Here is a 24,218-nt window from a genome sequence, read left to right as displayed (position 1 = left end):
TCAGTCCGCCTTGGCTGCGCGCAGTGGCTTGGACACGCCGTCGATGCACAGCCGGTCGACCCGGTTGCCGAACTGCTCGGTGATCCAGAAGCAGCTGTCGGCGTCGCGGTCGATGCCGCCCACCCACACGCCGTCCTGCGGCACCGGGTAGCGCGCCACCACTTCGCCCTTCGGGATGTCGAAGCGCATCACCGCGTTGCCGAACACCGTGGAGACCCACATCGCGTGGTTGCCGGCGTCGTAGGACAGCTTGAACGGCGCCGAGTTGACCGGCATCGCGTACTCGCGGATCTGCTTGGTGTGGCGGTCCAGTACGCCGAGCTTGTCCGAGCGCATCTGCGCGAACCAGATGTCGCCCTTCTCGTCCTCGACGATGGACAGCGGCCAGGCCATGCGGGTGGGAATCTTCCAGCGGTCCACGCGCCACTTCTGCTGGTCCACCAGGCCCACGTGGTTGCCCTGCTTCTCGGCGAACCAGACCAGGTCCTCGTGGTCCACGAAGACGGTGCGCGGCGCCAGGTTGGGGGCCGGCAGCGGCAGCACGCGCCACTCGCCTTCGGCCGTCATGCGGGCCAGCGCGTTGCCGTCGCTCAGGGCCACCCAGACGTTGTGCTTGCTGTCCACCGCCACGCCGACCGGCAGGCTGTCGGGCACCGGCACCGTGAACTCGGTGACCTGATCGTTTCGGATGCGGGCGATCTTGTTGGCCGCGCGCAGGCTGACCCACACGTCGTCGTTGACCGGGTCCAGCCCCAGCGAGGTCGGGCCGGATTCGGGCGTGGGCATGGCCAGCTCGTGCAGCTTGCCGTCGCGCACATAGCCGACCTTGCTGCCGGCCGGGCCGGGCGGGAAGCCCGGGCCGACGAAGCCGCCGCCCATCTGCGTGAACCACACGGTGCCGCGCTTGTCGATGTTGACGATGCCGGGCAGCGAGTCGGTGGTCGGGATCTCCATCGGGTCGTAGCGGTAGCCCTTCAGCGCGTCGGCCACCGGGTCGGCCGGGCTTGCCTGCGAGACCCGTTGTTCACCGCCCACGTAGCCCAGGTCGGCCCGGATGATGGTGGCCAGCTTGTTGGTGCTTTGCTGGGCGAACCAGACGTTGCCCTTGGAGTCGATGGCCAGGCCCGCCGGGTGTGCGTTGTCGCCCCTGATCGGGAAGTGTTCGAACTGGCCGGTGGCCGGGTCGAAGCGGCCGATGCTGTTGGCGAACAGCTCGCTGAACCACATCTGGCCGAACTGGTCGGCCACGATGATGAAGGGCCCGGCTTGGCGGTTCTCCAGCGCAAATTCCTGCACCGTTCCGTCGGCCAGGATGCGACCGAGCTTGCCGGCACCGCGCTCGGTGAACCAGACGGTGCCGGTCTTGTCCACCGTCACGCCGCAGGGCCGGGCCGAAGGCGTGGAGAGCTTGTACTGGGTGAAGGTGGCGGTCTTGGGGTCGAACTTGCCGATGATGTTGACATCGCGCTCGGCAATCCAGATCGTGCCGTCCGGCGAGGCGGCAATGCCGGTGGACATCGTCGCCTTGGCCGGCAGCGCGAACTCCTCGACCTGGCCGGTCTTGATGCGCACCACGCCGATCTTGTCGGCCTTGGTGCCGGTGAACCAGACGTCGCCTGCCGGGTCGATGGCCAGGCCGGTCGGCCAAGCGCCGGGCGTGGGCACCTGGTAGTGGACTTTCTGCCCGTCGCGCTTGAAGCGGGTGATGCGGTTGGCCAGCCGCTCGGTGATCCACAGGTCGCCGGCCTTGTCGAACTCGATGCCCATCGGGCTGGTCTCGGCGTCGCCCAGGTACCACTCGGACATGGTGCCGCCCACGTCGATGCGGCCGATCTTGGACTGCGCCGGCACGTCGATGAAATTGCGCGCGAAGCGGCCACCGCTTTCGCTGAACCAGACCGCGTCGTTCTGGTCGATGGCCAGGATGTGCGGCACGGCATGGGCAGTCGGCACGGTGTACTCGGCCATCGTGAAGGTCTTGCCGGCGGAGCTTTGCAGCCGGTGCAGCGTGGTCGGCGCCGGCGTCACGGCCGTGGGCGTGCCGAAGTCCGTGGAGGGGGCCGCGGCCAGGGCCAACGTGGGCAGCAGCATCGCGCCGGCCAGGGCCAGGCTGAGGAAGGTGGTGTGCATGGCGGTCTCCTGGCTAGGCCACGTCGGTGGCAACGGCGGCGGACTCGGCTTGAGCGCTGGCCAGCGCGTTGCGCAGCGCTTCCATGGTCTGGCGGCTGTTGGCGCGCAGCAGCTCGCCAATGCGTTCGGCCACGTCGCCCTGGCCGTCCCAGCCCAGCACGGTGCTGGCGAAGTGGCGCGCCTCGTCCTCGTTGACCACGAACTCGTGGTGGCTCACGGCCTTGCAGCCTTGCTCGGTCGGCGTGATCTCCCAGTAGCCGCCGTGCATGCGCAGGAAGGCCGGCGGCGTGGGCTGGAAGTAGTAGATGCGGTTGCGCTGGCGGCAGCGCATGGTCTGGAACGAGGCATGGCTGCCGCGGCTGTTGACGGCCATGGTCAGCACCTGGCACTGCGCGTCTTCGTAGTGGAAGGTGATGCCGGTCACGTGCTCCGTCAGGCCGGGCCAGTGTTCGGCGCGCCAGAAGGCTTCCATGACCGCCGCGGCCGGCACGGGGTAGGCGATGTCGAGTCCGATGGTGTTCATGTCAGATGGCGTCCGTGGGAATGAGGGAGATGCGGTTCGCCCCTTGCTGGGTGAACCAGATGCCGCCGGCACCACCGGCGTAGATGCCCATGGGCTTGGCCTGGCCGTTGGCCATGGGCAGCGTGGTGAAGCGCGCGGTGGACGGCTGGAACACGGCCAGCTGGTTGCCGCCAACGCTGCCGATCTCGCCGCCGTCGGCGATCCAGATGCGGCCCTCTGCGTCACGCGCCAGCCGCACCGGCTCGGGCTTGGCGCCGGGGATGCGATAGCGCGCCCAGCCGCCGGTCACAGGGTCCAGCCGCGAGAGGTGGCCGCTGCCGCCTTCGGCGACCCACAGGCCGCTGCCGTCCAGCAGCATGCCGGTCGGGTTGGCGCCGGCTTCGGTGGTCATGTAGACCTGGAACTGCTGCTGCGCGCGGTCGAAGCGGGCGACGTAGCTGCCGTCGTCCTTCGCGGCGCTGACCCACAGGTTGCCGTGGCCGTCGGGCAGCAGGTAAAGCGGGTTGCTGTCGGCCAGCGGCAGCGCGTGGCGGGTGAACTGGCTGGTGGCGCTGTCGAAGCGCACGATGGCGTTTTCGCCCATCAGCGACATCCACACCGCGCCGGTCTCGTCCACCACCACCGCGCTGGGCAGCGCGTTGGCCCAGGGCACCGGGAACTCGTCGACCTTCGCGGTGGCCATGTCGATGCGGGCCAGCGCATTGCCGCGGAACTCGGCCACCCACATCACGCCGTCGCCTGCCGAGGCCAGGCCCACCGGCATGCTGACAGGCCGCGGCAGCGCCACCTCGCGGAACTCCTTGGTCGTCTGGTGGATGGCGGCGACCTTGTTGCCGAACATCAGCGGGAACCACAGCCAGCCATCGGCCGCGGCGACCAGCGTGTTGCCCGGCCCGCCGCCAGCGGAAGGGATCTTGTAGTCGATCATGGCCTTGGCCATCTGCAGGCTGTCCGGCATGGCGGCTTGCGGCTTGGGCACGGCCGGCGTGGCTTCGCTGCGGGCGGCCGGGGGCGGTGCGGCCGGCGCGACGGGCTTGGCTGCCGGGGGCGCCGCGGGCGTCGCGGAGGTTGCGTCAGCCACGCCGGTGCTGGCGCCGCCAATCTTCACCGCCGGGTCGAAGTAGGCGATCTTGTTGCCCATCTGCTGGGTGAACCAGACGCGGCCCTTGGCGTCCACCGCGATGCCGCCGGGCCGGCTGTCGACCGTGGGGATCTTGTACTCGGTGATCTCGCCGGTCGCCAGGTCGAACTTGCCGATCTGGTTGGCATAGACCTCGGTGAACCACAGGTGGCCGTTCTGGTCCGGCACGATCTTGAACGGCGCGGCGAAAGCGGTGGGCAGCGCGTACTCGACGATCTGGTCGCCGACCACCTTGGCCACTTTGTTGCCGACCATCTCGACGAAGTAGATGGTGCCGTCCGGCGCTTCGGCAATGCCGGCGGGGCGGGCCTGCTTGGTCGGGATCTGCAGCCGGTGGAACTGCTGGTCGGCCGGGTCGTACCAGCCGATCTCGTTGGCCACGCGGGCCGTGTACCAGATGCGCCCACGGGTGTCGACGAAGATGGTGCGCGGCTCGGACTCCTTGTCCGGCAACTCGATCTCGGTGATCTTGCCCTTGGCATCGATGTGGCCGATGCGGTTGCCAAAGCGCTCGGCGAACCAGATCTTGCCGCTGGCATCGATGTCCACGCCCAGTGCGTAGCCGCCCGGGGTCGGGATCTGGTGCTCGGTGATGGCGCCGCTGGGGCTGAGCACGCCGATGCGGTTGGTCAGCCGCTCGGTGAAATAAATGTGCCCCTTCTTGTCCATCACCAGCGAATCGACGCCGACCTTGCTGCCGTCTGAATCAGGCGTGGGTGTGGCGTACTCGACGACCCGGCCGTGCTCGTCGATGGACGCGATCTTGTTCTGCGCCGGGATGTCCTCGAAGCCGTAGAAGTCGCCACCGCCTTCGGTGAACCACATGCGGTGGTCCTGGCCCGCAATGATCATGCGCGGCACGCTGCGCATGGTCGGGATGACGAACTCGCGGAAGGCCTTCTGGTACGGGAAGTCCAGCGCCGCGGCGGTGCTGCCGCTCTCGTCGCGCACGGTGACGCGTGCCTTCATGAAGAAGTGGCGGTGGCAGATGTAGTCGTAGACCCCCGGCTTGGCGAACTTGTAGCTCCAGCTCTTGCCGGGCACGATGTCCTGCGAGTAGAGGTTCAGGTCGCCGTCCATCACGATGTGGGCCAGCTCGGGGCCGGTGTTGGACCAGGTCACCGTGTCGCCCACCTTGACCTCCAGGTTGGGCTGGTCGAAGTAGGGCGGTGCGTCCAGCATCGTGATGGTGTGGGTCGCGGCAAAGGCCGAGCCGAGTGCGCTGGCGAGGGCCAGCGGCAGGGCCAGCCGGCACAGCGTGAGGAGGAGCGTGTGCATGGCGGTGGCCCTACTTCGCCAGCAGCTGGTCGACGCGGGCGACGATGTCCGACACGCGCTCCACGCCGAACAGGCTGATGGCCTTGTCGTCCACGCCGAACTCGCGCCGCACCAGCATGCCCAGCTCGACGAACTCGGTCGAGTCGATGCCGAGCTCTCGGTCCAGCTCGTGCACCGGCAGGATGGGGTCGGCGTCGCAGCCCAGGGCCCGGATGGCCTTGATGACGCGATCCGTCGTGCTGATCGTGGCGATCGTGTGGCGCTGGTCCAGCGCTGCGCTCAAGTCGTTCATGTTGGCCTCCTAGAGGGTCAGGGTGAGGATGTCCAGGCACTGGTGGCCGACCGACAGCACCAGCGCGTGGCTGCACTGGGCCTGCAGCAGGCTCTCGCAGGCGACCGCGGCGGCCAGCGCCGCCGAAGCGGCCAGGCTGTCGCCCAGCACGCGGTTGGGAAACATCAGCGTGGCGACGGCCAGGCCGCTGGCGCGCACCGCCTGCTCGATCTCGGCCTCGATGCGGTCGTGCGGCAAGGTGTTGACGAACAGCGCCAGCTCGGCCATTTCCGGCTCGGACGCGGCGGCCAGCATCTCGCGCACCTGGGCCTGAAGCGGCTCGTCGTGGAACAGCGCGCGGGTGCGGTGGCGGGTGATGCGCGGCCGGGCTTGGTCTGCCGGTGCCTCGGGCGAAAGCAGCAGGAAGGCGGCGGCCTCACGCAGCTGCGCGCGGTCGCCGAACTTGCATTCGTAGGCGGCTTCGACGAAGGGCGTGATCGGCGCCTCGGCGCCGCCGGCGACGATGGCCTCGGCCTTGCCGTGGGCGATGCGCGCGAAGCCCAGGCCGATGGCCTGGCCGCCGGCGCAGCGGTCGGTGGCAATCGTCTTGGCATAGCCTTCCAGCCCGAGCTGGATGCTGGCCTGGCCCTGGGCCGCGGCCGGGAACCAGGACGAGGCCAGGTAGGGGCTGATGTCCGCCAGGCCGGTGCTGTGCAGCTTGCGCAGCTCGGGCTCGGTGCAGCCCCAGCCGCCTGTCATGTTGCCCACCACGATGCCGCAATCGCTGCGCGGCAGCGACGCGGCGGCATGCGCTGCCAGCGTGCTGCGCGTGGCGGCCACGGCCAGGTGGGCAAAGCGGTCCATGCGCTTGGCAATGCGGGCCGGCAGCGCACTGGCGATGGCCAGCGCGTCGTCCGCGACGCGGCGCATCGGCACCGTGCTGCGGGCGCCGCGCCAGACCTGCGCATGGGCCTGGCCCACGTCTGCGCAGCCTGGCGCAATGCAGCCGGCGGCCAGCACATGGCAGGCGCCGTCCGCACGCGATCCTGCGATCGTGCTTCGCATGTCAGCCTCCCTTCTGATGCGGGGCCGGCTCCGCGGGAGCCGGCCGGTTGAGCGGGCGCGCGGGTGCGCGCTCAGCTGTTGCCGATGACCTTGAAGATGTAGAAGCGGTTGGGCACCTGCAGCGCGCTGTAGAAGGTGCGCTCCAGCGTGATCATTTCCGGCGAGGTTTCCTGCGTGCGATCAACGTAGGAGTCCTCGGCGTCTTCCAGCTTCTTGTACTCGCCGTAGTTGAACGACAGCCGGGTGGCTTCGCGCGGGCGCGGCGTGTACGGGGCCTGCAGCTGCGCGGTGTTGCGCTGGGTCTCGATCAGCAGCTCGTCGCCGATGTAGCCGCGCGGCTTGCGGTTCAGCGTGTGCACCTTCACCTTGTAGAGCGCGGCGTAGTAGTCCTCCACGCGCGAGGGCGTTGGCAGGAACAGGCCCAGGTGGGCGATCTGGCCGACGCTGGTGCCCAGCTCGCGGCCATTGGGCGCATTGAGTTCACCCTTGGGTGTGTAGACCTTGTCCATTTGCGCCAGGTGGCTCTCGGCATCGCGGCGCAGCAGCGCGCGCACGGCGGTGATGCGGCTGGTCGTCAGCGCCTGCGCGGTGCCGGCGTTGCCGAACTTGGTGTAGGTGGCGTATTGCGGGCTGGCGGCGTCGATGTTCTTCAGCACCCGGTCGTTGATGAACTCGCTGCCCTTGGCGCCACCTTTGGCCCCGAGCGCGATCAGCTTCTCGAACTCGGCTTCGCGGCCGGGCAGCACGTCATAGATGACGATTTGGGCGAACACCGGCGTGGCCTTCTGGGCCAGCAGGGTCTGCTCGTATTCGCCCTGGGCCACGGCGACCGTGGGCAGGGTGGCACTCAAGAATGCCAGTGCGATGGCGGAAGACAGCAGCGCCACACGGCGCGTCAGGTTGGCATGCATGGTTTTCTCCTTTGGGCTGTTCAAAGGCGGCGCTTCAGCGCGGCACGTAGTTCAGTTCCACCGTGCCGGCCTGGGCCCGGCTGGCTTCGGCCTGCAGGCTGGCGCGCTGCGCGCCGCTGGGGCTGCTGAAGTACTCGCTGTAGATGAAGTAGCCCTTGTTCGGCGTGGCGTAGATGGACGCACCCGACAGGCCGCTGCGGTTGGCCAGCGAGGCGCGCAGCGAGGTGGGGGTCTGGCCCTGGTCGAAGAACTCGACGAAGCCGGCCTGGCCGGTGTAGCCGGTCTTCAGGAAGCTCAGCGAGGTCAGGCGTTCCTTGAAGATGCGGTCAGAGCCATTGGCCTGCACGTCCACCAGCGCAGGCGCGCGGCCCTTCTCCCAGCCCCAGTCGGCGAACACATGCTTGACCAGCGTGCCGCCGGTGCGGGTGGGCGGGCCGTCGAGGAACTCGGCAACCTTCTTGTCGCGCGCGCTGCTGACGCGCTTGGCCGTCACCGAGTCCAGGTAGCGGGCCACCGAGACCCACGCGCTGCGGCCGTTGGCCGCTTCATCAGGCAAGGGTGCCAGCACTTTTTCACCGACCGCGCCGTTCATCAGCCGGTGGTAGGGGCCGTTGTCGACCATGGCTTCCAGGAAGGCTTGCTCCTGGCCAGGCTTGACGTTGTAGACGGTGACCTCGGCGTAATTCGCGTTGACGAGGTTCATCATCATCATGGCCGGCTCGTCGGCGCGAGCGGCGAGGGGCGAGAGGGCAAGGGCACAGACTGCAAACACTGGGCATACCGCTTGTCTGACTGCAACGAAGGTGGGTCTCCGATTCATGGCGATGCTCCGCAAGAGGGGGTGAAGGATCCGGCGTCGTCCAGACGCAAGCCAATCTATCGCCGCACCCCTGGGCCCGATAGCGCATGTTCGTGCCACCACGAAGCGGCGCCCACGGATGTGGCGGCGCGTTCGACGCACGTCAGGTTTGGGGGGTGGATTCCCGTGGATGGGCGCACTGTTTCGCCACGGCGGCGCCCGGCCCTCACGCGGGGCCGGCAGCAGACTTCACAAGTTCTGCTTCAGGGCGCCAGGAAGCCCTGCAGCAGCTGGGCCACGGCCTCGGGCTGGTCGTGGTGCACCATGTGCCCGCAGTCGCTCAAGGCATGCGCGCTGACCTGCGGCACGACGGCCAGGCGGGCCTCGAACTCGCTGTGCGGGTAACGCTCGCCCCACCACAGCGGGGCTTCGGTGTCGCGGCCTTCTATCCACAGCAGCGGTGCCGTGATGCGGCGCCAGCAGGCCAGCACTTCGTCGGCCTGGTACTGCAGCGCGCTGGGGTGCTTGTGGGCCGGGTCGGCCTGCAGGTGCCAGCGGCCGTCGGCGCCTTGTTCGGCCCATTGCGTGGCCAGCCACAAGGCCTTGTCCAGCGGCAGGCGCGGGTTGGTCTGGCGCAGCCGTTCGGCCACCGCGGCGGCACTCGCGTAAGGGCGCAGCGTGCGCGGGCTGCGCAGGCCTTCGAGCCACATCGTGAGCTTGGCCGGCGCGTCCTGCGGCGAGCTGCGCGGCATGCCGAAGCCTTCGAGGTTGACCAGCCGGCGGATGCGCGTGGGGCGCAGGCCGGCGTAGCTCATCACGATGTTGCCGCCCATGCTGTGGCCCAGCAGGTCGACCGGCACGTCCGCGCTCAGGCCCAGCTCGCTGGCCGCGAGCAAGGCGTCCAGGTCGCCCAGGTAGTCGGGGAACCAGTAGCTATCGCTGGCGGGCGTGTCGGTGCGGCCGAAGCCGCGCCAGTCGTGCGCGAGGATGTAGCGCGTGGGGCCTTCGAGCGCGGCCAGCGCGTCCACCACGAACTGGAACGAGGCGCCCACGTCCATGTAGCCATGGCCCATCACCAGCGCCGGCCGCTCGGGCGTGATCAAGCCAGGGTCGCCCCAGGCCAGCACATGGTGGCGCAGGCCTCGCACGGTGGTGTAGCGCGAGTGGGCCAGGCGGTGGGGGACGTAGGCAGCGGTCATGGCAGGAATGTAGGGGGTTTGCCGTGACAGTGCGGTCACCAACCGGCCAGCGCTGGGCGGGCTGGCGCGAGAATCCTGCAATGAACACCTTGCCCGATGCCCTTCCCCTGATCCGCGCTGCCGAGCCGCGCGATCTGCCGGCCGTGGTCGGCCTGATCCACGAACTGGCCGAGTTCGAGAGCCTGACCCACCTGTTCGAAGCCACGCCCGAGGCGCTGGGCCGGCACCTGTTCGCCGAGCGGCCTTCGGCCGAATGCCTGGTGGCGCAGCAGGGCGACACACTGGTGGGCTTCGCGCTGTTCTTCACCACCTTCTCGACCTTCAAGTGCAAGCCCAGCCTTTACCTGGAAGACCTGTACGTGCAGCCCGCGCAGCGCGGCAACGGCCTGGGCAAGCGCCTGCTGAAGCAGCTCGGCGCGCTGGCGGTGGCGCGCGGCTACGGCCGCTTCGAATGGTGCGTGCTGGACTGGAACACCAATGCGATTGCGTTCTACGAAAAGATGGGCGCTTCGCTGCTGCCGGACTGGCGCTTGTGCCGCCTGAGCGGGGACGCGCTGCAGGCCTTTGCTGCACCGGCCTGAAGACTGCGGCGCTTCGGGCCTTCCCTCTGGCGGCCCGCGGGCGCTGGCCCTAGGCTGGCGCCATGAAACTTCAGGATCTGCCGTCATCGTCACCCACCGCGGTGTTCGATGGCCACGCCGCGCTGCATGCCGGCTTCCGCTGGCAGGTGCCGGCCTTCTTCAACCTGGCCGAGGTCTGCTGCCGCCGCTGGGCGCGCAGCCAGCCGCAGGCGGTGGCCATCCGCACCGAGGGGCTGGACGGCAGGCTCAGCCTGCTGCGCTACTGCGAGCTGCAGGCGCGGGCGAACCGGCTGTCGAACGCGCTGCGGCGCCTGGGCGTGAAGCGTGGCGACCGGGTGGCGGTGGCGCTGCCGCAGCGTGCCGAGACGGCGGTGGCGCACATCGCGGTGGCGCAGCTGGGCGCGGTGAGCATGCCGCTGTCGCAGCTGTTCGGCCCGGAGGCGCTGGCCTACCGGCTGCAGGACGGCGAGGTGGGCGTGGTGCTGGGCGACGACAGCACGCTGCCCGCGTTGCGCGAGGCGCGGGCCGAGTGCCCGGCGCTGCGAACTCTGATTGCCGTTCAGGCCGAGGCGCTTGGCGAGGGCGAACAGGCGCTGGACCTGCTGCTGGCGCGCGAGTCGGCCGAGTTCACGCCGGTGCGCACGCGGGCGGACGACGGCGCATTGCTGATCTACACCAGCGGCACCACCGGCCCGCCCAAGGGCGCGTTGATTCCACACCGCGCCCTGATCGGCAACCTCAGCGGTTTCGTCTGCAGCCAGAACTGGTTGGTCGATCCTGCTTCTCGCGTGAAGCTCGGGCCCTCGGGCGTGCCGGCCGATGCGGTCTTCTGGAGCCCGGCCGACTGGGCCTGGACTGGCGGGTTGATGGACGCGCTGCTGCCGTCGCTGTACTTCGGTGTGCCCATCGTCGCCTTTGCCGGCCGCTTCTCGCCGGAGCGCGCCTTCGAGCTGATGCAGCGCCACCGTGTGACCAACAGCTTCCTGTTTCCGACCGCGCTGAAGGCGATGATGAAGGCAGTGCCGGCGCCGCGTGAACGCTACAAGCTGAAGCTGCGCGCGCTGATGAGTGCCGGCGAGGCGGTGGGCGACACGGTTTTCCACTGGTGCCAGCAGGCGCTGGGCGTGACGGTCAACGAGATGTTCGGCCAGACGGAGGTGAACTACATCGTGGGCAACTGCAGCCAAGGCCTGGGTTGGCCGCCGCGGCCCGGCAGCATGGGCCGCGCCTACCCGGGCCACCGTGTGGCGGTGATCGACGATGCTGGCAACGAGTGCCCACGCGGCACGCCGGGCGATGTGGCGCTGCATCGGCTGGATGTGCATGGGCAGCCCGATCCCATCGTCTTCCTCGGCTACTGGCGGCGCGAAGCCGCGACGCAGGCCAAGTTCACGCAGGCCAATGGCCAGGGCTGGTGCCGCACCGGCGACAGCGCGGTGATGGATGCCGACGGCTACCTCTGGTACCAGGGCCGCAGCGACGACGTGTTCAAGGCCGCGGGTTACCGCATTGGCCCGAGCGAGGTCGAGAACTGTCTGGTCAAGCACCCTGCGGTGGCCAACGCCGCGGTGGTGCCCAAGCCGGACGCCGAGCGCGGCGCGCTGGTCAAGGCCTACGTGGTGCTGGCGCTTGGCTTCGACGGCAGCGCGGCGCTGGTCGAGGCGCTGCAGCAGCATGTGCGCGGCCGGCTTGCGCCCTACGAATACCCGAAGGAGATCGAGTTCATCCAGGCCTTGCCGATGACGACCACCGGCAAGGTGCAGCGGCGGGTGTTGAGGCTGCAGGAAGAGGCGCGGGCGGAGCAGGCGCGTTTGCCTGGCCGGGACACCGCGGCATGAGCGAGCGGCGCGCATGCCCGGTGGATGGCAAAACCGCACGCGGCAGGAATTTGCCGCTTTGCCCCGTCCTTTGCAAACTCCATCACGCCGGGCCCTTTCTGCGGCCGTGCTTACCGGGAAACTGCTCAGTCTGATGGGCCCACGGGTCGATACATTGACTGACATCGAGACAAAGGCACACCCGCACGAAAGTCGGGGTCGCAAAGCTTCCGGTCTAAGGCCCTCAGGGGCGATGACAGCGGGGTTGCCAACGAAGCGGCGGGGCCAGCACGGCCCCTGAGCCGAGCGCGCCGTGTGCGCCATACGGCGCTGGCAACCCTGTGCAATGGTTGCGGCATGCGATTCCTGGCCAAGCGGACCGGGCCTGCGCTCGAGCTTCAGGAGTTCTGCATGAGCCACGTCACCCGCTTTGTCGTCCTGGCCGAGCGCCGCCTCGTCCGCCTGCTGGTTGCCGTGCTGCCGCTGATCGGCCTGATATCGGCACTGTGGTGGCCGCAGGCGGCGCATTCGCAGACCGGCAACTCGCACAAGATTGCCACCGACTTGCGCGACGTGCTGCAGTCCCCCTCTGCCGCCGCACGCGCCTCCTGGGCGCGCGACACCAGCAGTGGCCGCTATGTGCGCGTCCTGGTCGTCAGCAACTCGCCGGATCCCGAGCTGACCGAGCTGCGCGCGCACGTGCTGGCCGCAGGTGGCTCGGTGTACTACCGCTACCTGGCGGTCAGCGCGCTGTCGGTGCTGCTGCCCGCTGACCGCGTGGCCGAGATCGCACAGCGTGCCGACGTGCAGAGCATCTCGCCGAATCGCCCGGCGCGGCGCACCGCGAGCCTGCTGGAGCTGGCCACCGGCGCCGCCGACGTGCATGCCGGCAGCAGCCTCGGCCAGCCCGGGCTGGACGGCAGCGGCATCGGCATTGCAGTGCTCGATTCGGGCATCGCCTGGCACCACAGCAACTTCCTCGACGCGGCGGGCAAGTCCAGCCGCATCGCCCGCGCGGTCGACTTCCAGAAGGCCGGCGACATGACCGGCAAGCTGTGGCAGCCCGGCGTCGACGTCTCGGCCTCGCTCAACAGCGGCAGCAGCAGCGGCCGGGCCGCATCGGCCTTCGAGAAGCTGATCGCTGCCGATCGCACCGACCGTGCCGATCCCTACGGCCATGGCAGCCATGTCGCGGCGATCGCTGCCGGCCGCGGCAATTACCAGCCCGTCGATTCGACCGGCATCGCCCCCGGCGCCAAGCTCTACGACGTCAAGGTGCTGGACGACGCCGGCAACGGCGAGCTGAGCGACGTGCTCGCCGGCATCGACTGGGTGATCTACCACGCCCGCGAATACAACATCCGCGTGCTCAATGTCAGCATGGCCGCCGACTCGACCGAGTCCTACCTGACCGACCCGCTGTGCCGCGCCGTGCGCAGCGTAACGGCTGCCGGCATCACGGTGGTCGTCGCTGCCGGCAACTTCGGCAAGGATGCCAACGGCGCCGAGGCCTACGGCACGATCAGCGCACCAGGCAACGACCCTTCGGTGATCACCGTCGGATCGGCGAACCTCAAGGACAGCGCCGCACGCAGCGACGACAGCGTCAACTTCTTCAGCTCGCGCGGGCCGACGCGCGGCGGCCGGATCGACGCCAACGGCGTGCGCCAGGCCGACAACCTGCTCAAGCCCGACCTCGTCGCACCCGGCAACCGCATCGTCGGCGTGCTGGCCTCGGACAAGCAGGGCTCGGCCAGTGCCTTCGCCTACCTGCCGCGCACTTATCCCGACATTTCGGCACCCTACGGCGGCAGCGGCCAGCCCAAGCTGAAGCAATTGATGCAACTGAGCGGCACCTCGGTGGCCGCTCCGGTCGTCGCCGGCACCGTGGCACTGATGCTGCAGGCCAACCCGGGCCTGACGCCGCCGCTGATCAAGGCGATGCTGCAATACGCGGCACAGCCGATGGCCGGCGCCAACCTGCTGCAGCAGGGTGCCGGCCTGCTGAACGTGGCCGGTGCGGTGGCCTTGGCGGGTGCCCTGCGCACCGACATCGCCACAGCCATCGACGCCGGCACGCTGTCCGCCGGGTCTCCGCTGCTGGCCGCCGGCAAGAGCCTGCCGGCGCCGGTCTCGACCATCAACGGCATCAGCGTGCCGTGGAGCCGCATCGTCTTCGTCGGCGGCAATCAGATCGCCAGCGGCAGCGCACTCTTCACGCAGTACCAGCCGCTGTGGGACCCGCGCCTGGTGTGGGCGCGCGGCACGGCGCAGCGCTCGACGATCAGCTGGTGGCCGGCCGCCCGCGGCGAAGCAGCCCCCGCCTGGATCCGCTCGATCGTCGCGCAGCCCGCCGCAAGCCAGCGCCTGCTGACGCCCGGCGTCACTTGGGCGGCTGCACTCGCCGGCAGCAGCTCGGCGCGCGGCCTCACCGGGATCTTCATCCCGACCGCGACGCTCGCCGGATGGCTGGCCGCCGGCAGCGGACTGGTGCTGAGCGAAGGCATTGTGCTGAGCGAAGGGATCGTGCTCAGCGAGGGCATCGTGCTGAGTGAAGGCATCGTGCTGAGCGAAGGCATCGTCCTCAGTGAAGGGATCGTGCTCAGCGAGGGCATCGTGCTCAGCGAAGGCCTGGTGCTGAGCGAGACGCAGGTCGGCCCGACCGGCGAGCCCTGAAACATGCCCAGGCCCGCAGCCCTCAAGCCCGCGTGATGCAACCCACCGCTCTCGCCCCTGCTTTGCCGCCGCCGCAGCCGCCGCCAGCGTCGCCTTGGCCCTGGCAGCGCCTGCACGCCCGGCTCATGCCGGACTACAACCGCAATGCCACGATCTACTGGTGGAGCGTGGTGCTGCTGGGCGCGGCGGTGCTCGGGTATTCGCTGCACCAGTTGGCCGCGATGACGGCGGCCACGTGGCTGCAGGTGCTCGCGGCCAGCATGCTGGCGATGGTGGCCGGGCTGGTGCCGGTGCGCATTCCGCGCTCGACCAACTCGTTCACCGCCGGCGAGATCTTCATCTTCCTGCTGTTGCTGCTGAGCGGCCCGGAGGCGGCGGCGCTGGGCTCGGCCTGCGAGGCGCTGGTCGGTTCGTGGCGGACCTCCAAACGCTGGACCAGCCGCATTGCCAGCCCGGCGATGGCTGCGCTGGCGATGTTCAGCGCGGGCTCGCTGCTGCAGACCGGCCTGCAGGCACTGCAGCGCCATGGCTTGGCGCATGACGGGCTGTTGCTGTTGGGGGCGATCCTGTTCGCCTTCGGCTACTTCCTGCTCAACACGCTGCTGGTGACCATGGTGCCGCGGCTCAAGCGCAACGAGCCGCTGAACCTCAAGGCCTTCCTCGATTCCTTCGGGTGGCTGGGCATCGCCTACGCCGGCAACGCCTCGGTGGCGACCTTCCTGTACTTCAGCTTCCGCCAGTCGGGCATCGTCGTCGTCGTCGCGGCGGTGCCGATCATCGTGATCCTGCTGACCACCGGCCACTGGTTCTTCCGCCGCGAGGAGGCCGAGGAAGCGGTGCGCAAGGCCCGCGAGCAGGAAGCCGCCCAGCGCCAGGCGCTGGAAAACGCGCGCCATGCCGGCATGGCCGAGATCGCCACCAACGTGCTGCACAACGTCGGCAATGTGCTCAACAGCGTCAATGTCTCGGCCGAACTCATCGCCACGCGCGTGCGCGACTCAGAAGCCGCCAGCCTGGGCTGCGCGGTGCAGCTGATCGAGCAGAACGGCGACCGGCTCGGCGACTACCTGACGAACGATGCTCGCGGCCGAATGCTGCCGATGTACCTGAAGCAGCTGGCGCAGGCGCTGGAAGAAGAGCGTGCCGAGATTGCCGCCGAGCTGGCGGTGCTGACCAAGAACGTGCGGCACATCAAGGAGATCGTGTCGACGCAGCAGGCCTACGCCGGCGCATCGAGCCTGGTGGAGCCGGTGCACATCGTCGAGCTGATCGAGGATGCGCTGCGCATCGACAACAGTGCCCTCGCCGGCCGCAACGTGACGCTGCTGCGCGAATTCGAAGCCGTGCCCGCGCTGCTGCTGGACAAGCACCGCGTGCTGCTGATCCTGGTCAACCTGATCGCCAACGCCCGCCACGCGATGCAGCGCCTGCCCGAGGCCGCACACCGGCTGACGCTGCGCGTTCAGGTGGCCGACCCGTGCAGCCTGCAGGTGATCGTGGCTGACACCGGCGAAGGCATTGCCGCCGAACACCTGACGAAGATCTTCGCCCATGGCTTCACGACCAAGAAGGACGGCCACGGCTTCGGCCTGCACAGCTGCGTGCTGGCCGCGCGCGAGATGGGCGGCAAGCTGACCGTTGCCAGTGCAGGCCCCGGCCAGGGTGCCGCCTTCACCCTCGAACTACCCCTCAAAACCGAACGGCCATCATGACCCTTGAAAACCGCCGCATCTTGCTGGTCGACGACATGCCGACGATCCACGACGATTTCCGCAAGATCCTTTGCCCCCAGGCACCGGCGAAGTCTGCGCTCCAGGCCACGCGCGCCGCGCTGTTCGGCGACGAGCCACCGAAGGCCACGACCGGCGCGGCCGTTTTCGAACTGGACTCGGCCTACCAGGGCCAGGAGGGTTTGGCGAAGGTGGAGGCCTCGCTGCGCAACGGCCGGCCGTACGCGATGGCCTTCGTTGACATGCGCATGCCGCCGGGCTGGGACGGCGTCGAGACCATCGAGCACTTGTGGCATGCAGACCCGCGGCTGCAGGTGGTGATCTGCACCGCCTATTCCGACACCTCGTGGGACGAGGTCTTCCGGCGCTTGGACGCGCGCGACCGCCTGCTGATCCTGAAGAAGCCTTTCGACAACATCGAGGTGCGCCAGCTGGCTCAGGCGCTGACCGCCAAGTGGCAGATGACGCAGCAGGCCGCCCTGCAGATCGACAGCCTGGAGGCCGCCGTCGACGAACGCACTCAGCGTCTGACGCAGGCCAACCTTGCGCTGCAGGCCGAGATCGCCGAGCGCAAGAACCTGGAAGCGCAGCTCGTGCAGCAGGAAAAGCTGGCTTCGATCGGCCAACTGGCCGCTGGCGTGGCGCACGAGATCAACAACCCGATCGGCTACGTCTTCTCGAATGTCGGCACGCTCGAGGGCTACCTGGCCGACCTGTTCCGCATGCTGGACGCCTACGAGCAGACGCCGGCGGCAGCGCAGCTGCGGGCCTTGCGCGAAGAGCTGCAGATCGACTACCTGAAGGATGACGTGCCGAGCCTGATGCGTGAATCCAAGGAAGGCATCGGCCGCGTGCGCCAGATCGTGCAGGACTTGAAGGACTTCTCGCACGTCGATGCACTGCAGGAATGGCAGATGGTGCAGCTCCACCAGGGCATCGATTCGACCTTGAACATCTTGGGCAGCGAGCTGCGCGACAAGGCCGATGTGGTGAAGGAATACGGCCAGGTGGCGGAGATCGAATGCCTGTCCTCGCAGCTCAACCAGGTGGTGATGAACCTGGTGGTCAATGCCGCCCACGCGATGGGAGACAGGGGCGACAAGCGAGGCCGCATCGTCATCCGCACAGGCTGTGCCGACGGCGAAGCCTGGTTCGAGGTGACCGACAACGGCAGCGGCATTCCAAGTAAGGTGCTGCCGCGCATCTTTGATCCTTTCTTCACGACCAAACCCATCGGCAAAGGCACCGGGCTCGGCCTGTCCCTGTCCTACGGCATCGTCCAAAAGCACCAGGGGCGCATCACGGTCGACAGCGAAGTCGGCCGCGGCACAACTTTCAGGGTGACGCTGCCATTGCGACGCCGCGCGACGCCCGCCGAGATGGTGCCGGCTTGATGCGGGCACGGCCCGGCTGCACGGGCTTGGCGGCGCCGTTGGAGACAGGCATTGACCGCGAGCCCCAAGCCTGCGGCGCTCAGTGTGCGCACTTGCCAGCTGCCGCTGCGGCCAGCAGGAAAGGCAGGGCCAGCAGCCCCGGGCCGCTTTCCTGAGGGGCCATGCAGTCGGTCGCCAGGGCGCCTTGGGTGGCGCCGGACAGGCGACTGCTGGCGGTGGCAGGGGCAATGCCGGTGGCCGCGGCTGTGCGCTCGGAGAGCAGGGGGCCGCGGGCAGCGTCGCGGATCGCCTGGCGCGTGGCCGCGTTGTCCAGCAGCCGCTCCCGTTTCGGCGCGCTGGCCGCTGGCTCGGGCAGCAGGCTGAGCGTGGATTCGGGCGTTGGGGCCGGCGAGGGCAGGACTGCCGTTGTTTCGGCCCCGCGCTGCGGGCGTTGGGTGGCCACTGGAGGTCTCGCCGGGGGCGTGGTTGCAGCAGCCCGCGGCGGTGGACCGGAAATGGGTGGCGCAGCCGGCCGCAGTGCCAGCAACTGCAGCACCTGCGTGTCGGGCCGCTGGGTCACGCTGACCTGCACCGGCCCTGTCGCCGAGCGCCACAGCAGCACCAGCAGCGCGTGGGCCAGCAGCACCGCGCCCCAGCGCAGCGACCGGCGGCGTGGCGCGGGCAGCGGCCAGGCATGAGCGGTAGTGGGCTCAGCCATCGGTGTCGCCGGCAGGGGCGTCGTCGCCTGGCGCATAGACCAGCAGGTCGCCGGGTTGGCAATCGAGCACGCGGCAGATGGCGGCAAGGGTGTCGAAGCGCACGCCGCGCACCTTGCCGGACTTCAGCAGCGAGATGTTCTGCTCGGTGATGCCGACGTGTTCGGCCAGCTCGCGCGAGCGCATCTTGCGCCTGGCCAGCATCACGTCGAGGTTGACGATGATGGGCATGCGGTGGTCAGACGAACTGCTCGTTTTCAGCCGCCACCCGGGCGGCCTCGGCCATGACCCGCGCGATGGCCAAGAAGACCAGCGCCATCAGCAGCCCGGCATAGTCGTCGGAGCCAAACGAGAGCTGCAGCTGGCGTTTGCCTGCGGGGTTGTCCATGGAGACGGCCACCGTCATCAGCGCGCCTGCCAGTGGCTGGCTCAACGCGTGCGCCAGCATCAGCCAGCCGAGGCGCCGCAGGTGCCGCACGGCGGGCGCAGCGAATACCGCACCCTGCCGATAGTGGCCAAACAAGGACCACAACTGCCACAGCACTGCCCAGGCCAACGCCATCGAGCACAGGCTCACCGCCACCATGCGCCATCGCACTGCCGCCGTGAAGTTTCCGATCAACAGCGAACGGATCGACGCACCCGCCAGCCATTCATCGGCCATCAAGGCCTCGGCCGGCGCCACCATGCGCCAGATCAGCAAGGCCAGCAGCAGCACGGCGCCTGCCGCCACCAGGCCCTGAACGGCCAGTGCCAGCCGGCGCAGGCGCTGGGCCAGCGATGGCGTGGGGCCGAGCAGCGGCGCGGAGGGTAGGGTGGGGCGAGCGGTCGATTTGCGCATGAATTTACTGTAAAACAATAAAAACACATCGTCAAACAGTCAGTCTCTCTGACCGGCAGGAATTGCCTCGCTGCGGCAAACTCTCGGCTTTGCCTTTGTTCAAATGCCCACGATGAACCTCCTGAACCTCGGCTGCAGCGAACTGCGTGTCAGCCCGATCTGCCTGGGCACCATGACTTTTGGCGAGCAGGTGGACGAGCCCACCGCGTTCGCGATCCTGGACCGTGCCGTCGAACGCGGCGTGAATTTCCTCGACACGGCCGAGATGTATTCGGTACCGCCGCGCGCCGAGACCTTTGGCGCGACCGAGGTCATCCTCGGCCGCTGGTTCGCGCAGCGGCCCGGCATGCGCGAGCGCGTGGTGCTGGCCAGCAAGGTGGCCGGCCCTTCGCGCGGCATGCCCTGGGTGCGCGGCGGTGCGCCGGACCTGAAGCCCGCGCACATCCTTGCCGCCTGCGACGACAGCCTGAAGCGCCTGCAGACGGACGTGATCGATCTCTACCAGATCCACTGGCCCAACCGCAACGCGCCCAGCTTCGGCGCCATGTATTTCGACCCGAAGCAGGAGGCCGAATACACCAGCATCCACGACCAGCTCGAAGCGCTTGGGCAACTCGTGAAGGCCGGCAAGATCAGGCACATCGGCCTGTCCAACGAAACACCTTACGGCGTGGCCGAGTTCGTGCGCGTGGCCGAGCAGCATGGCCTGCCGCGGGTGCTGACGGTGCAGAACCCATACTGCCTGGTGAACCGCCAGATCGACAACGGGCTGGACGAGGTGATGCACCGGCTGGGCGTGGCCTCCATCCCGTATTCGCCGCTGGGCTTCGGGCTGCTCACCGGCAAGTACGACGAGCGCGGTTTCGATGATCCTGGCAACACTGGCCGCATTGCCCGCTTCGAGCGCATGAAGCAGCAGCGCTGGGGCCGGCCTGCCGCGCTGGCCGCTGCGAAGCGCTACAACGCGCTGGCCCGTAAGCACGGGCTGACGCCCACGCGCATGGCGCTGGCCTTCTGCTACACCAGCTGGCGCGTGGCTTCCACCATCATCGGCGTGACCTCGCTCGCGCAGCTCGATGAGGATCTGGACGCCTGGGGCACGACGCTGAGCCCGGAATTGTTGGCTGAGATTGATGCAATTCGGTTGGAGATGCGCGACCCGGCACAGTGAGTGATGTTTGCCCCCAAGACGCCTGCGGCGTCGCCCCCCCGAGGGGGAGCGTTTGCCTTGGGGCGGCCCGGCGGCAAACATCTTTTTCCCGCCTCGGGCGGCGACAATGCGAGCATGGCCAAGAAGGACAAACACGTCAGCGAAACCCCGGCGACCCAGTGGCTGAAAGCCCACGGCGTCGCCTTCACCGAACACGTCTACGACTACGTGGACCACGGCGGCACGGCCGAGTCGTCCAGGCAGCTCGGGCACCCGGAGCATGCGGTGATCAAGACGCTGGTGATGCAGGACGAGAAGGCCGAGCCGCTGATCATCCTGATGCATGGCGACAAGCAGGTCAGCACCAAGAACCTGGCGCGGGCCATCGGCACCAAGAGCGTCGAGCCCTGCAAGCCCGAGGTGGCGCAGCGCCACACCGGCTTCCAGGTCGGTGGCACTTCGCCGTTCGGCGTGCGCAAGGCGATGCCGGTCTATGTCGAGGCCACGGTGCTGGCGCTGCCAGGCATCCTGATCAACGGCGGCCGGCGCGGCTACCTGGTGGGCATCGCGCCCGCGGTGCTGAGCGGGCCGCTGGGCGCGAAGCCGGTCAGCTGCGCGATCTGAAACGCCGTGGGCAATGGCGCCGCGCGCGCTCGCCAATCCCGGTGGGCGCGCCTATATTGCGGGCCCATGCGCCGTCGTTGCCTTGCCCGCCTGGTTTTCATTTCGCTTTCATGTCTCATTGCGCTGCCCGGCCTGGCGCAGGCCCGCAGCTTGCGCATTGCCACGGGCGAGCTGCCGCCGTATGCCACGCAGTCGCGTGCCGACCAGGGCATTGCGCTGAACATCGTGCGACAGGCGCTGAAGACCGCGGGCCATGAGGTGATCTACAGCTTCATGCCCTGGGGCCGGGCGCAGGAAGAGACCAAGGCGGGGCTGTGGGACGGCTCGGCCTACTGGGGCCGGCGGCCGGACCGCGAACGCGATTTCCTGCTCAGCGACAACGTGCTGACCGAGCAGTGGGTGGTGCTGTACCGCGCCGGCCTGAAGCTGGACTGGCAGGTGCCGACCGATCTGGCGCCCTACACCTTCGCGGCGATCCGCACCTACACCTACACGCCCGAGTTCATCGCCCGCTTCAATGACGGCACGCTGAAGGTGGACTGGACGCCTGACGACCTGGCCGGCCTGCGCAAGCTGGCGGCAGGCCGGGTCGACGCGATGCTGCTGGAGCGCAACGTGGCCTGCCACCTGATCGACACCCAGCTCACGCCTGCCGAGGGCAAGACCATCCGCGCCCACCCGCGGCTGATCACCAACCAGTTCACCACCCACCTGATGCTGCCGCGCCAGCTGCCCGGCAGCGTGGCGCTGCTGGCCGACTTCAACCGAGGTCTGGCGGCGCTGCATGCCTCTGGCGACTATCAGCGGCTGCTGGGCGACGTGCCTTGCCAGGCTGGCCTGGCGCAGCCGGTCATGATCACCCCCGTGCCTGCCGCTTTGCGTCAGGCGCCTCGAAGGGGATGAGGGAACTTGGGACGGCCCTGCGGTTTCCGATGAACCGTTGAACTGCCGGGCCGCTGGCTTCAGGCCGCCTGCGGCGGCGCCTTGCCGGCCTGCAGGGCGGCGTCGATCTCGCGCAGCACTTCATCGAAGGCCAGCGGCTTGGTGACGTAGGCGCGCGCGCCGGCGGCCAGCGCATTGCGCACGCTGTCGTCCAGCGCATCGGCCGAGACCATGATGACCGGCAGCGTGGCCAGCGCGGGCTCGCGCTGCAGCTTGGCCAGCAGCTCGGTGCCGCGGCCGTCGGGCAGCTGCATGTCCAGCAGCAGCAGGTCCGGGCGCCGGGCGCGCAGCCCGGCCAGGCCCTCGCCGAGGTTGGTGTAGGTCACCAACTGCAGGTCCTCGCGCTGCTCCACCAGCGCACTCATCACCAGCGTGTTGACCGGATCGTCCTCGATGTAGGCCACGGTGTGGCGGGTGCTGGCGCTGCTGTCGAAAGGCAGGGTCAGCTGCTGGTCGTCGGTGGGTGCGGCGGCCGGCAGCGTCACCCGGAAACGGGTGCCCACGCCGGCTTCGCTGTCGACCTCGATGCGGCCGCCCATCATGTCCAGCAGGCTGCGGGTGACGACCAGGCCGATGCCGGCGCCGGGCTTGCCGCCCAGCTCGCGGCCCAGGCGGTTGAAGGACTGGAACAGCCCGGCCTGCTGCTGCTCGTCCATGCCCAGCCCGGTGTCGCTGACCTCGATGCAGACCTCGCCATCGCCCGCGGGGCTGACCTGCAGCGCCACGTCGCCGCCGGGCCGGTTGTACTTGACTGCATTGCCCAGCAGGTTCAGCAGCACCTGCTGCACCCGCACCTCGTCGGCCATGGCCCAGCGCGCGCGCGGGTCGACCTCGGCGCTGCAGTGCACCTGCTCGCGCGCTGCCTCGCCCGCGACCAGGGCCATCGCGTCGTCCACCAGCGCCTGCAGGTCCACCGGGCCGCGGTTGATGCGCAGGCTGCCGGTCTCGATGCGCGAGAGGTCCAGCACGTCGGCAATCATGGCCCGCAGGTGCCAGCCGGCGCGCTCGATCAGGGCCACCTGGTTGAGCCGCTGCGCGTCGGCCTGGATCGCAGGGTCCTGCGTCAGCGACTGGGCAAAGCCGACGATGGCGTTCAAGGGGGTGCGCAGCTCGTGGCTCATGCGCGAGAGGAAGTCGCTCTTGGCCTGGCTGGCGGCCTCGGCGGCCATGCGGGCCTGCTCGGAGCGGCGTCGCTGCACCGCGTCGGAAATGTCGGCGATGACGACGATCCAGGCCACGCCTGGCGTCTGCCCCTGCGGCAGGCCGTGGCGGGTCTCGCCCAGCGGCGTCAGCTGGATCTGCACCGTGCGCGGCTGCCCGACCTGCGGGCTCAGTTCGGCGCGCAGCTGGGCCGGCTGGCCTGCGGCAATGCCGTCGCACAAGGCGTCGCCGAAGTCGCGCGCGCCGTCCCCGCTGTCCAGTTGCGCCAGGCCTTGCAGTCCCTGGCCGCGGGTGGGCGCCGTGTCCAGGCCCAGCAATTCGCCCAGCGCGCGGTTGGCATATTGCACCCGCCCCAGTGCGTCCAGGCCCAGCAGGCCTTCGCGCAGCGAGCCCAGCATGGCCGAGCGCTCCTGCAGGCTGCCGCGCAGCTGCTCCTCGGCATGCTGGCGGCGCTGCATCTCCAGTACCCGGGCATGGTGGTAGCGCTCGATGCCGCGCGCCAGCACCACGATCTCGTCGCGCGTGTTGGCGGGTTGCGGCGTGGGCTGCAGCCTGGCCTGCAGGTCGTCAACGCGCAGGTTGCGCAGCTGCCGCACCAGGGCCGACAGGCGTGAGATCACCAGCCGGTGCATTAGCAGCAGCAGGCTGACCGCCACCGCCAGCACCTTCAGCAGTTCCAGCGGCAGCCGGTCGACAGCACGGCGCTGGATCTCGGCGTTGACGTCGGCGTCCGACTCCTGCACGGTCAACAGGCCAATGGATTGGGAGCGCAGCGGCATCGACAGTGCCAGCTCGCGGCTGCGCAGCCCCGGGCCTGGGCCCGCACCCGCACGCCAGGCCTGCGACTGCAGTTCGCCGCGTTCGTTGCGCACCTCGGCATGCACGATGCTGCCGTCCTTCACCAGGCCCTGCGTCATGCGCTGCAGCGCCGCCAGGTCGTAGTTCCACAAGGCATTGGCCATCGGGTCCGCGCTCAGCGCCACCGCGGCGTCGGCCCGGGCCTGGGCCTCGCGGGTCAGCAGGTTGCGCTCGTGCCAGAGCTCGAAGCCGCCGATCAGCAGGAAGATCAGCAGCGATGCGGCGGCCACCGCCAGCAGCATGCGCGTGACCAGTGAGGAAGACATCCTGTACAAGCGTGTGGACCTTCAGCGAACACCCGCGGCTCGCCGGCCCGGTCGGTGCAGGCGCGGTGGCGGCTGCAATCCTGGATGGTAATCGCCCGCCGGAAGTGCCTCGGTATTGCCGGGGCTTGCGTTGGCGCAGGTCTTCAGGGCAGACGCCAGCCAGGCC

Annotated in this window: 20 protein-coding genes and 1 riboswitch; of the genes, 8 read left to right on the top strand and 12 right to left on the bottom strand. The window is 69.0% G+C overall.

The genetic code is table 11. From position 1 onward, the window contains the following. The 8 genes from LRH25_RS19915 to LRH25_RS19880 form a co-directional block, all read right to left on the bottom strand. Complete coding sequence (locus LRH25_RS19915) at positions 1-2,130, bottom strand: virginiamycin B lyase family protein (protein WP_141290196.1); 2,130 nt, start codon at positions 2,128-2,130, stop codon at positions 1-3. A 13-nt stretch (positions 2,131-2,143) separates the two neighbouring features. Continuing rightward, positions 2,144-2,653, bottom strand: a complete 510-nt coding sequence (locus tag LRH25_RS19910; RefSeq protein ID WP_141290197.1) for an SRPBCC family protein — start codon at positions 2,651-2,653, stop codon at positions 2,144-2,146. 1 nt (position 2,654) lies between these two features. Further along, complete coding sequence (locus LRH25_RS19905) at positions 2,655-5,072, bottom strand: virginiamycin B lyase family protein (protein ID WP_231012038.1); 2,418 nt, start codon at positions 5,070-5,072, stop codon at positions 2,655-2,657. A gap of 10 nt (positions 5,073-5,082) precedes the next feature. Then, on the bottom strand, positions 5,083-5,364 hold the full coding sequence (locus tag LRH25_RS19900; RefSeq protein ID WP_141291645.1) for an acyl carrier protein: 282 nt from the start codon (positions 5,362-5,364) through the stop codon (positions 5,083-5,085). Positions 5,365-5,373: 9 nt separating this feature from the next. After that, positions 5,374-6,408: a beta-ketoacyl synthase N-terminal-like domain-containing protein gene (locus LRH25_RS19895; RefSeq protein ID WP_231012034.1), complete on the bottom strand. Its 1,035-nt coding sequence runs from the start codon at positions 6,406-6,408 to the stop codon at positions 5,374-5,376. A gap of 71 nt (positions 6,409-6,479) precedes the next feature. After that, positions 6,480-7,319, bottom strand: a complete 840-nt coding sequence (locus tag LRH25_RS19890) for a hypothetical protein (RefSeq protein ID WP_141291224.1) — start codon at positions 7,317-7,319, stop codon at positions 6,480-6,482. 34 nt (positions 7,320-7,353) lie between these two features. Further along, positions 7,354-8,031 carry a hypothetical protein gene (locus tag LRH25_RS19885; RefSeq protein WP_141291222.1) on the bottom strand — a complete coding sequence of 226 codons (678 nt, stop codon included), beginning with the start codon at positions 8,029-8,031 and terminating at the stop codon, positions 7,354-7,356. A 350-nt stretch (positions 8,032-8,381) separates the two neighbouring features. After that, the gene (locus LRH25_RS19880) at positions 8,382-9,317 is read right to left on the bottom strand and encodes an alpha/beta fold hydrolase (RefSeq protein ID WP_231012033.1); all 936 of its coding nucleotides are present in this window, start codon (positions 9,315-9,317) and stop codon (positions 8,382-8,384) included. A gap of 80 nt (positions 9,318-9,397) precedes the next feature. Between LRH25_RS19880 and LRH25_RS19875 the strand changes: the two genes are divergently transcribed. From LRH25_RS19875 to LRH25_RS19855, 5 genes are all read left to right on the top strand, one after another. After that, positions 9,398-9,898: a GNAT family N-acetyltransferase gene (locus LRH25_RS19875; RefSeq protein ID WP_141291991.1), complete on the top strand. Its 501-nt coding sequence runs from the start codon at positions 9,398-9,400 to the stop codon at positions 9,896-9,898. A gap of 62 nt (positions 9,899-9,960) precedes the next feature. Beyond that, on the top strand, positions 9,961-11,736 hold the full coding sequence (locus LRH25_RS19870) for an acetate--CoA ligase (protein ID WP_231012032.1): 1,776 nt from the start codon (positions 9,961-9,963) through the stop codon (positions 11,734-11,736). 164 nt (positions 11,737-11,900) lie between these two features. Beyond that, a riboswitch (cyclic di-GMP riboswitch) is annotated at positions 11,901-11,988 on the top strand. A 138-nt stretch (positions 11,989-12,126) separates the two neighbouring features. Continuing rightward, positions 12,127-14,391 (top strand): S8 family serine peptidase, encoded by a 2,265-nt coding sequence (locus LRH25_RS19865; RefSeq protein ID WP_231012031.1) that lies wholly within the window; start codon positions 12,127-12,129, stop codon positions 14,389-14,391. Positions 14,392-14,426: 35 nt separating this feature from the next. Beyond that, a complete protein-coding gene (locus LRH25_RS19860) occupies positions 14,427-16,103 on the top strand; it encodes a sensor histidine kinase (RefSeq protein WP_141290237.1) in 1,677 nt (558 codons plus the stop codon). Then, positions 16,100-17,515, top strand: coding sequence for an ATP-binding protein (locus tag LRH25_RS19855; protein WP_231012030.1), 1,416 nt, complete (start codon positions 16,100-16,102; stop codon positions 17,513-17,515). Before LRH25_RS19860 ends, LRH25_RS19855 begins: the two co-directional genes overlap by 4 nt. Before the next feature lie 79 nt (positions 17,516-17,594). Here LRH25_RS19855 and LRH25_RS19850 read toward each other — a convergent pair whose 3' ends face one another. The 3 genes from LRH25_RS19850 to LRH25_RS19840 are packed head-to-tail and all read right to left on the bottom strand — an operon-like array spanning position 17,595 to position 19,051. Further along, positions 17,595-18,212, bottom strand: a complete 618-nt coding sequence (locus LRH25_RS19850) for a hypothetical protein (protein WP_231012028.1) — start codon at positions 18,210-18,212, stop codon at positions 17,595-17,597. After that, complete coding sequence (locus LRH25_RS19845) at positions 18,205-18,441, bottom strand: helix-turn-helix domain-containing protein (protein ID WP_141290163.1); 237 nt, start codon at positions 18,439-18,441, stop codon at positions 18,205-18,207. Before LRH25_RS19845 ends, LRH25_RS19850 begins: the two co-directional genes overlap by 8 nt. A gap of 7 nt (positions 18,442-18,448) precedes the next feature. After that, positions 18,449-19,051, bottom strand: a complete 603-nt coding sequence (locus LRH25_RS19840; RefSeq protein ID WP_141290162.1) for a DUF2975 domain-containing protein — start codon at positions 19,049-19,051, stop codon at positions 18,449-18,451. A gap of 112 nt (positions 19,052-19,163) precedes the next feature. On the opposite strand from LRH25_RS19840, the gene LRH25_RS19835 reads away from it, so the two are divergent. The 3 genes from LRH25_RS19835 to LRH25_RS19825 all read left to right on the top strand — a co-directional run bounded on the left by LRH25_RS19835 (position 19,164) and on the right by LRH25_RS19825 (position 21,728). Then, positions 19,164-20,222, top strand: coding sequence for an aldo/keto reductase (locus LRH25_RS19835; protein ID WP_141290161.1), 1,059 nt, complete (start codon positions 19,164-19,166; stop codon positions 20,220-20,222). A 114-nt stretch (positions 20,223-20,336) separates the two neighbouring features. Then, positions 20,337-20,825, top strand: coding sequence for an aminoacyl-tRNA deacylase (locus LRH25_RS19830; protein WP_141290160.1), 489 nt, complete (start codon positions 20,337-20,339; stop codon positions 20,823-20,825). A 66-nt stretch (positions 20,826-20,891) separates the two neighbouring features. Next, positions 20,892-21,728 carry a substrate-binding periplasmic protein gene (locus LRH25_RS19825; RefSeq protein WP_141290159.1) on the top strand — a complete coding sequence of 279 codons (837 nt, stop codon included), beginning with the start codon at positions 20,892-20,894 and terminating at the stop codon, positions 21,726-21,728. Positions 21,729-21,787: 59 nt separating this feature from the next. On the opposite strand, the gene LRH25_RS19820 is transcribed toward LRH25_RS19825, so the two are convergent. Beyond that, on the bottom strand, positions 21,788-24,052 hold the full coding sequence (locus tag LRH25_RS19820) for a hybrid sensor histidine kinase/response regulator (protein WP_231012020.1): 2,265 nt from the start codon (positions 24,050-24,052) through the stop codon (positions 21,788-21,790). Between the last annotated feature and the right edge of the window lie 166 nt (positions 24,053-24,218).

Origin of the sequence: Ideonella azotifigens (genome assembly GCF_021043325.1) — a bacterium.
GTDB classification, from domain to species: Bacteria; Pseudomonadota; Gammaproteobacteria; order Burkholderiales; family Burkholderiaceae_C; genus Ideonella; species Ideonella azotifigens.
This window is presented reverse-complemented; position numbering and strand designations above follow the sequence as displayed.

Coding starts and splice junctions, on each gene's coding strand:
- LRH25_RS19870 (WP_231012032.1), top strand. CDS start 9,961: ATGAAACTTCAGGATCTGCCGTCATCGTCACCCACCGCGGTGTTCGAT.
- LRH25_RS19905 (WP_231012038.1), bottom strand. CDS start 5,072: ATGCACACGCTCCTCCTCACGCTGTGCCGGCTGGCCCTGCCGCTGGCC.
- LRH25_RS19865 (WP_231012031.1), top strand. CDS start 12,127: ATGAGCCACGTCACCCGCTTTGTCGTCCTGGCCGAGCGCCGCCTCGTC.
- LRH25_RS19885 (WP_141291222.1), bottom strand. CDS start 8,031: ATGATGATGATGAACCTCGTCAACGCGAATTACGCCGAGGTCACCGTC.
- LRH25_RS19845 (WP_141290163.1), bottom strand. CDS start 18,441: ATGCCCATCATCGTCAACCTCGACGTGATGCTGGCCAGGCGCAAGATG.
- LRH25_RS19820 (WP_231012020.1), bottom strand. CDS start 24,052: ATGTCTTCCTCACTGGTCACGCGCATGCTGCTGGCGGTGGCCGCCGCA.
- LRH25_RS19895 (WP_231012034.1), bottom strand. CDS start 6,408: ATGCGAAGCACGATCGCAGGATCGCGTGCGGACGGCGCCTGCCATGTG.
- LRH25_RS19850 (WP_231012028.1), bottom strand. CDS start 18,212: ATGGCTGAGCCCACTACCGCTCATGCCTGGCCGCTGCCCGCGCCACGC.
- LRH25_RS19900 (WP_141291645.1), bottom strand. CDS start 5,364: ATGAACGACTTGAGCGCAGCGCTGGACCAGCGCCACACGATCGCCACG.
- LRH25_RS19915 (WP_141290196.1), bottom strand. CDS start 2,130: ATGCACACCACCTTCCTCAGCCTGGCCCTGGCCGGCGCGATGCTGCTG.
- LRH25_RS19890 (WP_141291224.1), bottom strand. CDS start 7,319: ATGCATGCCAACCTGACGCGCCGTGTGGCGCTGCTGTCTTCCGCCATC.
- LRH25_RS19825 (WP_141290159.1), top strand. CDS start 20,892: ATGCGCCGTCGTTGCCTTGCCCGCCTGGTTTTCATTTCGCTTTCATGT.
- LRH25_RS19840 (WP_141290162.1), bottom strand. CDS start 19,051: ATGCGCAAATCGACCGCTCGCCCCACCCTACCCTCCGCGCCGCTGCTC.
- LRH25_RS19855 (WP_231012030.1), top strand. CDS start 16,100: ATGACCCTTGAAAACCGCCGCATCTTGCTGGTCGACGACATGCCGACG.
- LRH25_RS19875 (WP_141291991.1), top strand. CDS start 9,398: ATGAACACCTTGCCCGATGCCCTTCCCCTGATCCGCGCTGCCGAGCCG.
- LRH25_RS19830 (WP_141290160.1), top strand. CDS start 20,337: ATGGCCAAGAAGGACAAACACGTCAGCGAAACCCCGGCGACCCAGTGG.
- LRH25_RS19910 (WP_141290197.1), bottom strand. CDS start 2,653: ATGAACACCATCGGACTCGACATCGCCTACCCCGTGCCGGCCGCGGCG.
- LRH25_RS19835 (WP_141290161.1), top strand. CDS start 19,164: ATGAACCTCCTGAACCTCGGCTGCAGCGAACTGCGTGTCAGCCCGATC.
- LRH25_RS19860 (WP_141290237.1), top strand. CDS start 14,427: ATGCAACCCACCGCTCTCGCCCCTGCTTTGCCGCCGCCGCAGCCGCCG.
- LRH25_RS19880 (WP_231012033.1), bottom strand. CDS start 9,317: ATGACCGCTGCCTACGTCCCCCACCGCCTGGCCCACTCGCGCTACACC.